The following is a 13,155-nucleotide window of genomic DNA, read 5'->3' as shown; positions in this document are numbered from 1 at the left end:
TCAGACCGGCATGCTCATGATATCCTTGTAGGCGGACAGCAGCTTGTTGCGGACCTGCAACGTCGCCTCGAACCCGACCGACGCCTGCTGGCGGGCGAGCATCACTTTCGCGATGTCGACCGTCTCGCCGCGCTCATAACTTTCGCTGAGCTTGGCGGCCTGGGTCTGGCCGTCGTTCACGCTCTTCAGCGCGGTTTCCATCGAATCGGCAAAGCTGGTCGGCTTGACCGTTTCGGTCGGTGCGACGGTCCCGCTCGCCCCGGCACGCGAGAGCGCCTGGTTGCGTTCGAGGATCTGCGAGCGCAGCGCCATGACGCGGTCGACGCTCATCGCGCCGCCGCCAATCCCACTGACGCCGCTCATGCCGAGGCTGCCCAGTTCTGGACGCTGCCGATATCGTCACCCTGCTCGCGCGCCTTTGCGAGGCGGTAGCGCAGCGTGCGTTCGGAGATGCCGAGGCGCTTGGCGGTCTCGATCCGGCTGCCATTGCAGGCCTTGAGCGTCTCGCGGATCGCGGCGAATTCGCTCATCTGGACGATGTTGCCCAAGGTTTCGGGTTCTGCCGGCGCTGCCATCTGCGTGATCGGCGTCACGACCGCGGTACGCTGGAAGGTCATCGTCACCGGGCGGTCGAACACGATGTGGTTCACCTCAATCGTGTCGCCGCCGCAGAACAGCAGCGCGCGCTGGATCACGTTCTCGAGTTCACGGACGTTGCCCGGCCAGTCGTGCAGCATCAACTGCTCGATCGCCGCATGGCTCGGCCAGGGAATGACGTTGCGGTTGCCGGCATGACGCAGGATCAGCGTCGCGGCGAGCGCGGGAATGTCCTGCGGGCGCTCGGCCAGCGACTTGGTCGCGAGCGGGAACACGGCAAGGCGGTAATAGAGATCGGCGCGGAACCGGCCGGCAGCGACTTCGGCGTGGAGATCGCGGTTGGCACACGCAATGACCCGGACGTCGATCGGCTGCGGCACCGAAGCGCCGAGCGGCACGACCTCGCGCTCCTGCAACACGCGCAGCAGCTTCGCCTGCAATTGCAGCGGCATCTCGGCGATCTCGTCCAACAAAATCGTGCCGCCATTGGCCGCGCGGAAGAACCCGTCGCCGCCCGAAGACGCGCCGGTGAACGCACCCTTCTGGTGCCCGAACAGCAGCGCCTCGAGCATCGATTCGGGGAGCGCGGCACAGTTGATCGCGATGAACGGCTTGTCCTTGCGTGCCGAGCCGTTGTGGATGGCGCGGGCGAGGACTTCCTTGCCGGTGCCGGTCGGGCCGTTGATCAGCACGGTGATATCGGCGGCAGCGACGCGCTCGGCCAAGGCGAGCAGCGCGAGCGATTCGGGGTCTGCGGCGGTTGGCATGTCCGGCCCGCCGATCAGGGCGCGCGCAAAGCCGTTGCCGACCGCGGTGTCCTCCGCGGCAAAGCTGATCCGCGCCGGCGAACCACCGCGCGACGGCGTCACTTCACGACCCTCGCACCCGATCACGACGGTACGGGCAGGGGCGGTGACGCCTTCACCCTCCGCGACGAGGAACAAATCGTTCGGGCCCGGCTGGCTGGTCTCGAACGACCCGACGCCAAAGCCTTGCGCACGAAGCGATGAAACAAGCGCATATTTCCGCGAAGTAACTGCAGCTGATGGATAAATCGAACGCATCGTGTTCCCCCTGGACGATTCGGGGAATACAAGCGGATTGGTAAACTCGCGGTTAAACTCTGCCGCCCACCGGCAGATTATTTCCGGGCGCGTTCGCGCGGGTTTGCGCGCGCGAACGCCCGCCCCCGTATGTGCGAGCCCGCACGAGGGACGGATTATTTTGCTTAAGTCGGTGCGAGAGCGGCCGTTACCCCCTGTGACGGATCGGCACTTCGCCATGGGGGCGGCGCGGATCGTCGAAGATCACGGAGATTTTTCATGACTGTCATCGGCACCAACATCTCGGCGCTTCGCGCCACGAACGCGTCGACCAAGGCATCGAACCTGCTCGCGACCTCGATGGAGCGCCTGTCGACGGGCAAGCGCATCAATTCGGCCAAGGACGACGCCGCTGGTCTGGCGATCTCGTCGTCGATGACGTCGCAGATCAAGGGCATGAACCAGGGCATCCGCAACGCGAACGACGGCATCTCGATGGCGCAGACCGCAGAGGGCGCGCTCGACGAGGTCACCAACAACCTGCAGCGTATGCGCGAACTGGAAGTGCAGAAAACCAACGGCACCTATTCGGCGAGCGACATCTCGAACATCAAGCTGGAGCAGGATGCGCTGGCGAAGCAGATCACCAACGTCCTGGGCAACACCACGTTCAACGGCGTCAAATTGTTCGACGGTAAGGCCGGGGCGGCAACTCCAACCGTAGGCGGTGCGGTCGTCAGGATTCAGGCGGGGGCGAACAGCACCGACTCTATCAACCTCAATCTGGGCACCGATCTGACCGCTGCCTATACAGCCGCCGTCGCAGCCGATCCGACCGCAACGCCCCCGGTAGCGGGTTCGCCTGCTGGCGGCGGCGTCGGCACAGTCGTCACTGCCAACGGAGCGGCAACAGGCAGCACTGATCCCCTGAAGGATTACGACAACGCGATCGCTACGGTCTCGAACCGCCGCGCGTCGCTCGGCGCATCGCAGAACCAGCTGCAGTCGGCGGTCAACAACCTGACCTCGAACGCGACCAACCTGTCGGACGCAAAGAGCCGGATCGAAGACACCGACTTCTCGGCGGAAACGACCGCGCTCGCCAAGGCGCAGATTCTCAGCCAGGCATCGACCGCGATGCTCAGCCAGGCGAACCAGAGCCAGCAGAGCGTCCTCAAGCTCCTCGGCTGATCCAGTCTCGGCGCTGGCACCGCCCCCCCTAGGGTGACGGCGCCGATCGAGTGGCTACCAACGCTGCATTAAAGTTCGAAAACCCCGGTGGCACCGTGCCTCCGGGGTCTTCGTCGTGTCGCGCGATCATGGACAGCAAGCAACTGTAAAATCATAGAAAAATACGGCAAGAATTGGCCGGTTCGGCTTAAGTCCGGCGGGAACCTGCCGTTACTTCTTATGGCGGCACGGCCCTTCGCCACGGGGGCGGCGGGGATCGCCGAAGATCACTGGAGTTCAACATGACTGTCATCGGCACCAACATCTCCGCGCTGCGCGCGACCAACGCCTCGACCAAGGCATCCGGCCTGCTCGCCACGTCGATGGAACGCCTGTCGACCGGCAAGCGTATCAATTCGGCCAAGGACGACGCCGCCGGCTTGGCGATCTCGTCGTCGATGACGTCGCAGATCAAGGGTATGAACCAGGGCGTGCGCAATGCGAACGACGGCATCTCGATGGCGCAGACTGCAGAAGGCGCGCTCGACGAGGTCAGCAACAACCTGCAGCGCATGCGCGAACTGGAAGTGCAGAAGAGCAACGGAACCTATTCGACCAGCGACATCGCGAACATCAAGACCGAGCAGGATGCGCTTGCCAAGCAGATTTCGAATGTGTTGACCAATACCACGTTCAACGGAGTCAAGCTGTTCGACGGTACTCCTCCGGTATCTCCTGCAACCGTGACCACCGCAAAGACGGTCAATATTCAAGCCGGCGCGAATGCCAGCGATGCAATAAGCCTGAATCTCGGTACCAGCCTTAGTGAAGTCGCAAACGGCACTGGCGCTAACCTAACTGGCGGAGGCGTCGGTACGGTCGTGGTTGCTACGACGACAAGCGGTACCACCACCATTGCCTCGGGCGGAACGCTGCAAAATTACGACGACGCAATCTCGCTGGTCTCGAACCGCCGTGCCTCGCTTGGCGCCGCGCAGAACCAGCTGCAGTCGGCGGTCAACAACCTGACCTCGAACGCGACCAACCTGTCGGACGCCAAGAGCCGTATCGAAGACACCGATTTCTCGGCCGAAACGACTGCGCTCGCCAAGGCTCAGATCCTCAGCCAGGCATCGACTGCGATGCTCAGCCAGGCCAACCAGAGCCAGCAGAGCGTCCTGAAGCTGCTTCAGTAATCCGCTTGCCGACGCTGGCACCGCCCCCCAACGGGTGTCGGCGTCGGTCGGATCCGCCTCGCCCCGCGCGAGGCGGCATGAAACCCCGGTGGCTTAAGCCGCCGGGGTTTTCTTGCGTCCGACTGCTGTCGGGTGCGTGCAAGCTCTTATGAACCATAAGAAAATGGCTGCCATAACCGCTTAAGTTTTGCGCGATGCCGCCGTTACTCATCATGACGGCTCGGCCTTCGCCACGGGGGCGGCGCGGATCGTCGAAGACCACGGAGATTTTCATGACTGTCATCGGCACCAACATCTCGGCGCTTCGCGCTACGAATGCCTCGACCAAGGCTTCCAGCCTTCTCGCCACCTCTATGGAGCGTCTGTCGACCGGCAAGCGCATCAACTCGGCGAAGGACGACGCAGCGGGTCTCGCCATCTCGTCGTCGATGACGTCGCAGATCAAGGGCATGAACCAGGGCGTGCGCAACGCAAACGACGGTATCTCGATGGCGCAGACCGCTGAAGGCGCGCTCGACGAGGTCACCAACAACCTGCAGCGTATGCGCGAGCTCGAAGTGCAGAAGAGCAACGGCACCTATTCGACCAGCGACATCGCCAATATCAAGACCGAGCAGGATGCGCTCGCCAAGCAGATTTCCAACGTGCTTACGAATACCAAATTCAACGGCGTTGCTCTGTTCGGCGGCGGCGCGACGGCGGCGGCGGACAAGAAGGTGACGATCCAGGCTGGCGCAAATGCGAGCGATGCGATTGAGCTGAACCTCGGCAGCAGCCTCAGTGCAGTGGCAACTGGTTCGGGCACCGCCGGGTTGGCTGGCGGCGTGGGCTCAGTCGTTGATTCGACCACGACGGCGGGCACAGTCGTCGCCGCAGGTACGCTGCAGAATTACGACGACGCGATCTCGCTCGTCTCGAACCGTCGTGCGTCGCTCGGCGCGTCGCAGAACCAGCTGCAGTCGGCGGTCAACAACCTGACCTCGAACGCGACCAACCTGTCGGACGCCAAGAGCCGGATCGAAGACACCGACTTCTCGGCCGAAACGACCGCACTCGCCAAGGCGCAGATCCTCAGCCAGGCATCGACCGCGATGCTCAGCCAGGCCAACCAGAGCCAGCAGAGCGTTCTGAAGCTTCTCGGCTAACCCACTTACCGACGCCGGCACCGCCCCCCAATGGGTGTCGGCGGCGGTCGGATCCGTCCCGCGTCACGCGAGGCGGCATGAAACCCCGGTGGCTCAAGGCCGCCGGGGTTTTTGTTTTTGTCGGCACCGCCCGCAGGCGACGGCGCCGGCTTTCCGGCGCGGCCTTCGGTGGATACGGTGCTGCAATGTTGTTGATCGTTGGAACCGTGCGCCTGCCGGCCGAAACCATGGACGCGGCGCGACCGGTCATGAGGCGGATGGCCGACGCCAGTCGCTCGGAGGACGGATGCGTCGAGTACGGCTATGCCGAGGACGTGTTCGAGCCCGGCCTCATCCACGTGAAGGAGATGTGGACCGATCAGGCCGCGCTGGATCGCCACTTCGCGTCGGTACACATCGCCGAATGGCGTGCGGCCTGGCTAGGTCTCAACATCGGCGATCGCAACTTGCGCATCTACGATGTCGGAGAACCACGCCGGACATAGCGTGCGCTACATCTGGCGGGAGAGCGCCTTCTTCAGTTTCGCGTGCGCGGAAGCCTTGATCTGGCATACCCGTGCGGAGCCGACGCCGAAGACTTCGCCGATCTCCTCTAGGTTGAGTTCCTCGACGTAATAGAGCTGGATCACCTGCGCTTCGCGTTCCGGCAAGGCGGTGATCGCGGCGATCAGGGCTTCGCGCATGTCGCTGTCGGCGAGCTGTTCGAATGCATCCGGAGTGTCGTCGGCGAACCATGGCAAATCGTCGGCGTACAGCTCGTCGATCGAATCGAAGCGGATCGCGTCGGCGGTGACGTAGTCGGTGCGGAGTTTTTCGATCGTGACGCCGATGTGCTGCGCGATCATGTCTTCTCCCGGAGCTTTCCCCGTGCGGGCGGTTAGCGTGGAAATCGCCTCGGCGTACTGGCGGCGGCGACGCATCGCGCCGCGCGTGCTCGTGGCCTGGCGGCGAAGTTCGTCGATCATGCTGCCGCGCAGGCGGGTGATGAGGTAGGTCTTGAACGGCATCCCGCGCTCGTCGAAATTCGCCGCGGCCTCGACCAGCGCGACCAGGCCGACCTGGATCAAGTCCTCGACTTCGACGCTGCTGCTCATGCTGCCGTGGACGTGCCACGCGATCCGGCGGACCAGCGGGAGATGCTGCTTCACCAATTGGTCCGCGTCACCGCCCGGGCGTTGATGCGGGCGGTAGGTGAGGGGTTGGCCGGCGAAGGGCTGGGCGTCCGCGAACGCGCCGCGCATCGGTAGCGCGCTCATGCTGCGAGCGCCTGCTGCGAGGCACCGATGACCGCGACGACTTCGACCGCCTTCTCTTCGGGCACTTCGAAGAACGACATGACCGGCGTATCCGGCAGGCACGTCTTCACCAGCTTGCGGATGGCGATGCGGATCGTCGGCTGGACGACCAGCGCGAACGGTTTCGCTTCAGCGATCAGCGGTTGCGCGGCGCGTTGCAGCGCCTCGACGATGCGGCGGCCGAGATCGGGTTCGATGACGTGGCGGCGCGATTGATCGGCGCGCATTGCCTGGCCGAGCAGACCTTCCAATTGACCCTCCAACGTCATGACGCGCAGCGGTTCGCGCACGCCGCACAGTTTCTGGATGATGAGCGCGCCGAGCTCGGGGCGGATCGTCTCGATGATCTCTTCGGCGTCCTGCGTGCGCTGCGCGGCGACCGCGATCGCGCCGGCGATGCGGCGGAATTCCTTGAGCGGGACGTTCTCGGCGAGCAGACCCTTCAGGACCTGCGTCAACGTCGTGATCGGCAGTGGCGCGAGCGCGGCGACGAGCTGCGCGGCGCGCTCCTTCAGTCCGTCGAGCAGCGCCTGGACTTCGTCCTGGCCGAGCAGCTCGGACGCGTTCTGGCCGAGCATGTGATTGAGATGCGTCGCCATCACGGTGCCGGGGTCGACCACGAGATAGCCTGCGCCGGTTGCCGCATCGGCATCGCTCGCATCGACCCAGGTCGCGTCGAGCCCGAAGGTCGGATCCTTGACCTTCTTGCCGAACAAGTCGCCGAACGCCTGCCCCGTATCGAGCGCGAGCATCTCGTCGGGCGACACTGTGTCTTCGCCGACGACGACTCCGTTGACGAGGATGCGGTAGACGTACGGCGCGAGGTTGATGTCGTCGCGGACGCGGACCTGCGGCACGACGAAGCCGAGTTCCTTCGACAGCTGGCGACGCACACCGGTGATCCGGCTCATCAACGGCGACCCGCGACGCTCGTCGGCGAGCGGTACCAGGCCGTAGCCGATGTCGAGATTGACCTGCATGCCGTCGGTGACTTCTTCCCAGCCGATCTTCGACTGGTCGATCGTCTCGACCGGGACGACGACGACGGGGGCAGGGCGGCGCTCGATCTGACGCAGCTTCCACGCGGCGAACCCGGCGATCGCTGCCGCCGGCAAGATCACCATGTGGGGCATGCCGGGCAGGATACCGAGCAGCGCGAGGATGACCGCGACCGGCGTCCAGGTGCGGGGCGACCCGAACTGGCCGCCGATCTGGCCGGCCAGGTCCTTGTCCGACGTGACGCGGGTGACGATCGACGCGGCGGCGATCGAGAGCATCAGCGATGGCAGCTGCGCGACGAGCGCGTCGCCGATCGCGAGCAGGATGTAGTTGTGCGCGGCGTCGGCGATCGTCATGCCGTGGCTGACGGGGCCGAGGATCAGGCCGCCGATGATGTTGGCGGCGAGAATCAGCATGGCCGCGACCGCATCGCCCTTCACGAACTTCGACGAGCCGTCCATCGAGCCGTAGAAATCGGCTTCGGTCGAGACTTCGACGCGGCGTGCTTTCGCTTCATCCGGAGTGATGAGGCCGGCGTTGAGGTCGGCGTCGATCGCCATCTGCTTTCCGGGCAGCGCGTCGAGCGTGAAGCGCGCGCTGACTTCGGACACGCGACCGGCGCCCTTGGTGACGACGATCATGTTGATGATCATCAGGATCGCGAACACGAAGATGCCGACGACGTAATCGCCGCCGATCAGGAAGGTGCCGAACGCCTCGATCACGTGACCCGCCGCGCTCTCGCCTTCGTGGCCGTGGACCAGCACGATGCGGGTGGAGGCGACGTTGAGGCCGAGGCGGAACAGGGTGGCGAACAGCAGCACGGTCGGGAAGGCGGAGAAGTCGAGCGGCTTCTGTGCGTTGAGCGCGACCATCAGCACGGCCAGGCTGATCGCGATGTTCGCCACGAAGAAGATGTCGAGCATGAACGCCGGGATCGGCACGACCATGACGAGCACGAGCAGCAGGATCGCGAGCGGCAGGACCGACGCCCTGGCGTTGGAGAGGATGCGGTTCATGGCTTAGCCGCCCAACCGTGCGAGCATCATGTAGGCCAGGCGCGCGGTATCGGGCGTCGGCCGCAGGATGCTGGCAGCGGCTTGCGTGGTCCGACCGGTGAACTTGTTCATCGCCGTGGTGGCCCAAGCGAGTGCGTCGTCGGCGCTTTCGTTGCTGCCGGTGATGACCGTGCTGCCGTTCATGTCGAGCGATTGGGCGGCGTAATTGGCGGGCGTCGCGGTCGCGGACGCACCGGCGGCGGCGCCACCGAGCTTGTCGGCGAAGCGGTCGTAGATCGCCGACAGCGTGCGCGGCTGGTTGTTGGCATCGTAGAAGACGTTGTGGTTCGCGCGCGCGGCGGCGGGGAACAGCGCCGCGCCGCTCGCCTGCGGGTTGGCCTGCATCGTCTTGAGGAACTTGGTCGCGCCACCGAGGCCCATGAAATGCGCCATATAGAGGTCGGTGCCCGAGGCGGGACGGCCGAGCGTGCCTTCGAGCGAGTCCTTGTTGTCCGACGCATATTCGGCGGCCATCATCGACGAGGCGTTGGGATCGTTGCGCAGCGCGAGGATCGCCGCCTTGGTGCCGGCATCGCCGACCGACAGGCGGCCGCTCGACGAGGTACCGATGCTGTCCGCAGCCCAGGCCATGCCGTGCTCGGCGCCGTGCTTCTTGACGACGGAGAGCCAGCTCTGTTCGATGAACTGATAGAGGCCCGATGCGCTCGACGTGCCGGCCTTGGCGTTGGCGTTCAGCCCGCTCTCGAGCTTTGCCTGGCCCAGCAGATAGTCGAAATCCACGCCCGTCTTGCTGCTCGCAAGCGCGATCGCGGATTGGATCCGGCCGGTAGTGATAGGATTGACGGTCATGCCCGTGTGCGGTGCCCCTGGTTCAGGGGGTACTCAGCAAGGGGCGTGCCAGTTTTGGTGTAAGCCGCTGCAACTAAGCCCGTCACCCCAGCGAAAGCTGGGGTCTCGTGCGGCAAGGGCGCGCTCTATTACGTTAATACCCCAGCTTTCGCTGGGGTGACGGATGGGGTGGGGGGGGCGACGCGTAGGGGCAGTATGACGGATTTTTGGGGAAGGGCGGCCGTGTCAGGCGCGCGCGATGTTACGCGTATGCCGCCCTAAGTCCCGGCCGATAGCCGGCAACGGCACCGTCGCCGGTCAGGGTTTGCAGGCGGCGGCGAACATTTGCCGCCATCAGGTTGGTGTAGATCCGGCAGGTCTCGTTGAGCCGGTTCGCCTCGTCGGCGAGCTCGCGGATCTCGCTGCCGGCGGGGCCGGTGCCGAGCGTGGCGATCTGTTCGATGCCGGCGAGCTTGTCGGCGGTCGCACGCTCGAGGCTGGCGACGTCGTTCGACTTCAGCGCGGCGATCTCGGCATGCAGCGCGTCGATCACGCGGATCAGGGCATCACGCCGTTTCATTGGAATTCCACGAAAGCTTGAGCGCCATCAGCCGGTCGGCGATGGTGGCGGGGAGGATCGGGAAGGTGCCGGTGGCAATCGCCTTCTTGATCGCGGCGACCCGGCTCGCATCGATCGGCGGCGCCGAGGCCATCGACTTTGCAAGCGCGATCGAGTCCGAAACCACCGCCGCAGGCGCCTTCGCCTGGGGCTGTACGGGCGTCTGCACCGTGGTCGCCGGCGTCGCGGCGGCGACGCGCGCGACGGAGCGATCTCCTGCTACTGACGGCTTCGCGCCGATCGAGTCCACCATGTCCGCATCCTCTGCTTTGCGCTGACATCAGGAGAAACGGTCGCACGGCAAAAACCTTTAGGTAAATTAATCTGTTGGTCGAAAATTAGTTCGACGAATTAGTTCGACCAGCCGGGCAGCGTGGCGCGGCCGGCGTCGACCGCGATCGCCTGGACCGGCGTGCGGGCGTCGTCGACCTTGACCATGAAGCGTCCGCCGGGGGCGGCATCGCCCATCGCGACCCCTTCGCGACTGATCGAGAAACCCTCGGTGCCAGCCTCGATCACGATCGGATCGCCGCGCTTGATGACCGGCGCGACCTTGGCGGTGGGCACGAACGACGCGGCGATAGCGGCGGGCGCGTTCGCCGGGCGAATGACGGGGACGAAAATCCGCCATGCCGGTCCAGCGCACGACACGACGACTGCGTCATGCTGTTCGGATCGCCACGACAGCGAAACGGTCGGGCACGTCGCAAGCCGAAGTCGCGCGTCGACCGGCGTGCGTGCGCCCCCCTCGGCACCGGTCGGGCGGCCGGTAAACGCGGCGACCGAGCGATCGAGCGCGGCGGTATCCTGGAAGCTGGCAGCCATGAGCAGGAACAAGATGATCATTGAGCGGTCCTCTGAGCTTCGCCCCTTGGGGGTTCGCCGACAAAGGCGACGGAGACGATGGCGGCACGGCGGCCGGGCTTGGTGGCGGCGACGATGGCGACACGCGATGGCGCAACCGCGGCAAGCGCGGCGGCGACGGTGCGCGCGCGGTCGGCGGCGAGGATCGCGGCGCTGCCGGTGACGCGGTCGATATCGGCAGGCGTGCCGTCGGTCGAACCGGTGACGGTGAGCATCACCCGGGGGTCACGCGCCGCTTCCCGCGCCCAGGCGACGAGCGCGCCGGGGGTGGTCGGCAGGATCGCCGAGCCGGGTGCGAAATCGAGAATGCCGGCGGCCGCGACGGGCATCGGCGTCGGCTCGGTATTGTTCGCGCCGAAGCCTTCGCGGATGCCCTTCGCCAAATCCCCTCGTGTTATACCGGCGCCGCCGATATGCTGGGTCGCCTGCACCAGCACGAGGAAACCGACGAGCAGCAGCGCGAGATCGGCTAGCGTGATCAGCCAGAGCGGCTTGCCGGTCGGCGCGTCCGGATATTCGCTGGCGTTCACGCGACGGTTGCCAGGGTCGGCGCGACATAGCCACGCGGCGTTTCGCGTTCGGCGAGCGCCACGAGCGGCGCTTCGATACGCGCGCGCTCGAACGCTTCGTTGCGACCCTGCGCGCGCAGGCGGTTGGCGATCGGCATGAAGAGCAGGTTGGCGAACAGCGCGCCGTACAGCGTCGCGAGCAGGGCGACCGCCATCGCGCCGCCGATCGCGCCGGGATCGCTCATCGTCGCGAACATCTGCGCGAGGCCGACCAGCGTGCCGACCATGCCCATTGCCGGCGCGGCCTCGGCGGCGCCCGACCAGACGTCGGCGGCGGCGACGTGGCGCTCGATCCGCGCGCGACGACGGTGCTGGACGAGCGTTGTGACGTCGCCTGCCGACGCACCGTCGACGATCGCGGCGATCCCGGCGGCGACGTCGGCGTCGGTGATGACCGAGCGGTCGAGCGCCATCACCCCGTGGCGCTTGGCGATGCGGGCGAGCGCGGTGATCTGGAGCAGCAGGGGATCTGCATCGAACCGTCCGCGGCCTAGCGTGGTGACGGCGGCGAGCGCGCGGCCGAGGTCGCGGAGCGGCGTGCGGAGGACGACCGCGAGGACGGTGCCGCCACCGACGATGGCGAGCGCTGCGGGGTCGAGCAGTTGGGCGAGCGTGATCATGTGTGCGGGGCGATGCAAGGGGCGGGCCAGTTGGTTAGACCGGGCTGGCTTATCCTTTCGGCGACGACGTCCTCTCGCCCCTAACGCCCGTCATCCCAGCTCCTCGCCGTCATCCCAGCGAAAGCTGGGATCTCCCCGTTTGAGCCATCCCGCTCGTCAACAGGGATACCCCAGCTTTCGCTGGGGTGACGTAATCGGGGCGCGGTAGCGTCCCGTCAGGCCAGGCTCGTGCTTGCATCCACCGTTCCGCGTACTCGCTGGCCTCGAGTGTGCGTAGCGGTGGACCCCGGAAGAAGTCCGGGTGACGGAGGGGTGGGGCGCCGTGGTCGTGCGCGCTTGCCACGAGCACCACCCCGGCGGAGGCCGGGGCCCAATTGGGGGGCGTCGCTAACTGCGGACGCGCTTCGTTACTGCGACCTCTCCATTTGGGCCCCGGCCTTCGCCGGGGTGGTGGGCCTGTTTGCGTGGAGTACGTGTTCGCCAATCGGACGAAGTGGCGGCTGGTGTCGGAGCCGCCGCACGCCAGCACTCTCCTCCTTGTTCTCCCGCGAAGGCGGGAGCCCAGACTGGGTCCCCGCCTTCGCGGGGAAACAAGGGCGTACGGGCCGGTAATTCGGTTTGCCGCCCCGCACACGCCAACCGGCACACGCCAACCGGCACACGCCAACCGGCACACGCCAACCGGCAACCGCTTTGCCGCCCGCCCCTGCAACACCGGCAAGCCATTGCCGTTCACCTTGCCGCCCACCTGCCGCTGCCCGGCAAACCACCATCCCCCACCCGCAACACGAAAACTGGCACGCCCATTGCTTATGTCCGATTGCGCAATGGGTGCGCCAGGAGACGGGCTTGTGTCAGGCGACACGCTTTTCGGAGTTCACGGGGCGGCACTCGAGGTGCGGTCGCAGCGCATGGGTGTGCTGGCGTCGAACATCGCCAACGCCTCGACGCCCGGCTTCAAGGCGCGCGACATCGATTTCCAGGCCGCGCTCGCGTCGGTCGAGAACGATGGCAGCACCAATGCCGCGACCAAATACCGGATCCCGACGCAGACCTCGATGGATGGCAACACCGTCGAGCTGAGCCAGGAACAGACCGCGTTCGCCGAGAACGCCGTCCAGTATCAGACGACGCTGTCGTTCCTGAACGGACGGATCGGCCAGATCACCCGCGCGCTGAAGGGAGAATAAG

15 protein-coding genes are annotated in these 13,155 nt (G+C 65.8%); 5 read left to right on the top strand and 10 right to left on the bottom strand.

The window, feature by feature from the left end:
• Both fliE and SJY41_RS13545 read right to left on the bottom strand, forming a co-directional pair.
• Complete coding sequence (gene fliE, locus SJY41_RS13550; RefSeq protein WP_232090188.1) at positions 1 to 363, bottom strand: flagellar hook-basal body complex protein FliE; 363 nt, start codon at positions 361 to 363, stop codon at positions 1 to 3.
• A complete protein-coding gene (locus SJY41_RS13545; protein WP_380782506.1) occupies positions 360 to 1,661 on the bottom strand; it encodes a sigma-54 interaction domain-containing protein in 1,302 nt (433 codons plus the stop codon). Before SJY41_RS13545 ends, fliE begins: the two co-directional genes overlap by 4 nt.
• Before the next feature lie 258 nt (positions 1,662 to 1,919).
• Here SJY41_RS13545 and SJY41_RS13540 point away from each other — a divergent pair, with 258 nt between their 5' ends.
• From SJY41_RS13540 to SJY41_RS13525, 4 genes are all read left to right on the top strand, one after another.
• On the top strand, positions 1,920 to 2,831 hold the full coding sequence (locus SJY41_RS13540) for a flagellin (RefSeq protein ID WP_380782504.1): 912 nt from the start codon (positions 1,920 to 1,922) through the stop codon (positions 2,829 to 2,831).
• A gap of 281 nt (positions 2,832 to 3,112) precedes the next feature.
• On the top strand, positions 3,113 to 4,006 hold the full coding sequence (locus tag SJY41_RS13535) for a flagellin (RefSeq protein WP_380782502.1): 894 nt from the start codon (positions 3,113 to 3,115) through the stop codon (positions 4,004 to 4,006).
• A gap of 272 nt (positions 4,007 to 4,278) precedes the next feature.
• Positions 4,279 to 5,151, top strand: a complete 873-nt coding sequence (locus tag SJY41_RS13530) for a flagellin (protein ID WP_380782501.1) — start codon at positions 4,279 to 4,281, stop codon at positions 5,149 to 5,151.
• A gap of 77 nt (positions 5,152 to 5,228) precedes the next feature.
• A complete protein-coding gene (locus SJY41_RS13525; protein ID WP_380782500.1) occupies positions 5,229 to 5,636 on the top strand; it encodes a putative quinol monooxygenase in 408 nt (135 codons plus the stop codon).
• 6 nt (positions 5,637 to 5,642) lie between these two features.
• On the opposite strand, the gene SJY41_RS13520 is transcribed toward SJY41_RS13525, so the two are convergent.
• The 8 genes from SJY41_RS13520 to SJY41_RS13485 form a co-directional block, all read right to left on the bottom strand.
• On the bottom strand, positions 5,643 to 6,407 hold the full coding sequence (locus tag SJY41_RS13520) for a FliA/WhiG family RNA polymerase sigma factor (protein ID WP_380782499.1): 765 nt from the start codon (positions 6,405 to 6,407) through the stop codon (positions 5,643 to 5,645).
• On the bottom strand, positions 6,404 to 8,464 hold the full coding sequence (gene flhA / locus SJY41_RS13515; protein ID WP_380782497.1) for a flagellar biosynthesis protein FlhA: 2,061 nt from the start codon (positions 8,462 to 8,464) through the stop codon (positions 6,404 to 6,406). Before flhA ends, SJY41_RS13520 begins: the two co-directional genes overlap by 4 nt.
• 3 nt (positions 8,465 to 8,467) lie before the next feature.
• Positions 8,468 to 9,313 (bottom strand): lytic transglycosylase domain-containing protein, encoded by an 846-nt coding sequence (locus tag SJY41_RS13510; protein ID WP_380782495.1) that lies wholly within the window; start codon positions 9,311 to 9,313, stop codon positions 8,468 to 8,470.
• 241 nt (positions 9,314 to 9,554) lie between these two features.
• Positions 9,555 to 9,872 carry a flagellar protein FlgN gene (locus SJY41_RS13505; RefSeq protein ID WP_380782493.1) on the bottom strand — a complete coding sequence of 106 codons (318 nt, stop codon included), beginning with the start codon at positions 9,870 to 9,872 and terminating at the stop codon, positions 9,555 to 9,557.
• Positions 9,859 to 10,164, bottom strand: a complete 306-nt coding sequence (gene flgM, locus SJY41_RS13500; protein ID WP_380782491.1) for a flagellar biosynthesis anti-sigma factor FlgM — start codon at positions 10,162 to 10,164, stop codon at positions 9,859 to 9,861. Before flgM ends, SJY41_RS13505 begins: the two co-directional genes overlap by 14 nt.
• Before the next feature lie 98 nt (positions 10,165 to 10,262).
• A complete protein-coding gene (locus SJY41_RS13495) occupies positions 10,263 to 10,757 on the bottom strand; it encodes a flagella basal body P-ring formation protein FlgA (RefSeq protein ID WP_380782489.1) in 495 nt (164 codons plus the stop codon).
• Complete coding sequence (locus SJY41_RS13490; RefSeq protein WP_380782487.1) at positions 10,754 to 11,305, bottom strand: hypothetical protein; 552 nt, start codon at positions 11,303 to 11,305, stop codon at positions 10,754 to 10,756. The genes SJY41_RS13495 and SJY41_RS13490 overlap by 4 nt, the downstream gene beginning before the upstream one ends.
• Entirely contained in the window at positions 11,302 to 11,964 is a 663-nt protein-coding gene (locus tag SJY41_RS13485) for a motility protein A (protein WP_380782485.1), read from the bottom strand. Before SJY41_RS13485 ends, SJY41_RS13490 begins: the two co-directional genes overlap by 4 nt.
• 851 nt (positions 11,965 to 12,815) lie before the next feature.
• On the opposite strand from SJY41_RS13485, the gene SJY41_RS13480 reads away from it, so the two are divergent.
• A complete protein-coding gene (locus SJY41_RS13480) occupies positions 12,816 to 13,154 on the top strand; it encodes a flagellar basal body protein (protein WP_302847292.1) in 339 nt (112 codons plus the stop codon).
• Position 13,155: the final 1 nt, after the last annotated feature.

It is taken from the genome of Sphingomonas sp. R86520 (genome assembly GCF_042466285.1).
Taxonomy (GTDB): domain Bacteria; phylum Pseudomonadota; class Alphaproteobacteria; order Sphingomonadales; family Sphingomonadaceae; genus Sphingomonas.
This window is presented reverse-complemented; position numbering and strand designations above follow the sequence as displayed.

What these genes read in the sequence shown, in the direction of transcription:
- SJY41_RS13530 (WP_380782501.1), top strand. Translation starts at nt 4,279, where the DNA reads ATGACTGTCATCGGCACCAACATCTCGGCGCTTCGCGCTACGAATGCC.
- SJY41_RS13520 (WP_380782499.1), bottom strand. Translation starts at nt 6,407, where the DNA reads ATGAGCGCGCTACCGATGCGCGGCGCGTTCGCGGACGCCCAGCCCTTC.
- SJY41_RS13510 (WP_380782495.1), bottom strand. Translation starts at nt 9,313, where the DNA reads ATGACCGTCAATCCTATCACTACCGGCCGGATCCAATCCGCGATCGCG.
- flhA (WP_380782497.1), bottom strand. Translation starts at nt 8,464, where the DNA reads ATGAACCGCATCCTCTCCAACGCCAGGGCGTCGGTCCTGCCGCTCGCG.
- SJY41_RS13540 (WP_380782504.1), top strand. Translation starts at nt 1,920, where the DNA reads ATGACTGTCATCGGCACCAACATCTCGGCGCTTCGCGCCACGAACGCG.
- SJY41_RS13545 (WP_380782506.1), bottom strand. Translation starts at nt 1,661, where the DNA reads ATGCGTTCGATTTATCCATCAGCTGCAGTTACTTCGCGGAAATATGCG.
- SJY41_RS13525 (WP_380782500.1), top strand. Translation starts at nt 5,229, where the DNA reads ATGAAACCCCGGTGGCTCAAGGCCGCCGGGGTTTTTGTTTTTGTCGGC.
- flgM (WP_380782491.1), bottom strand. Translation starts at nt 10,164, where the DNA reads ATGGTGGACTCGATCGGCGCGAAGCCGTCAGTAGCAGGAGATCGCTCC.
- SJY41_RS13495 (WP_380782489.1), bottom strand. Translation starts at nt 10,757, where the DNA reads ATGATCATCTTGTTCCTGCTCATGGCTGCCAGCTTCCAGGATACCGCC.
- fliE (WP_232090188.1), bottom strand. Translation starts at nt 363, where the DNA reads ATGAGCGGCGTCAGTGGGATTGGCGGCGGCGCGATGAGCGTCGACCGC.
- SJY41_RS13535 (WP_380782502.1), top strand. Translation starts at nt 3,113, where the DNA reads ATGACTGTCATCGGCACCAACATCTCCGCGCTGCGCGCGACCAACGCC.
- SJY41_RS13505 (WP_380782493.1), bottom strand. Translation starts at nt 9,872, where the DNA reads ATGAAACGGCGTGATGCCCTGATCCGCGTGATCGACGCGCTGCATGCC.
- SJY41_RS13485 (WP_380782485.1), bottom strand. Translation starts at nt 11,964, where the DNA reads ATGATCACGCTCGCCCAACTGCTCGACCCCGCAGCGCTCGCCATCGTC.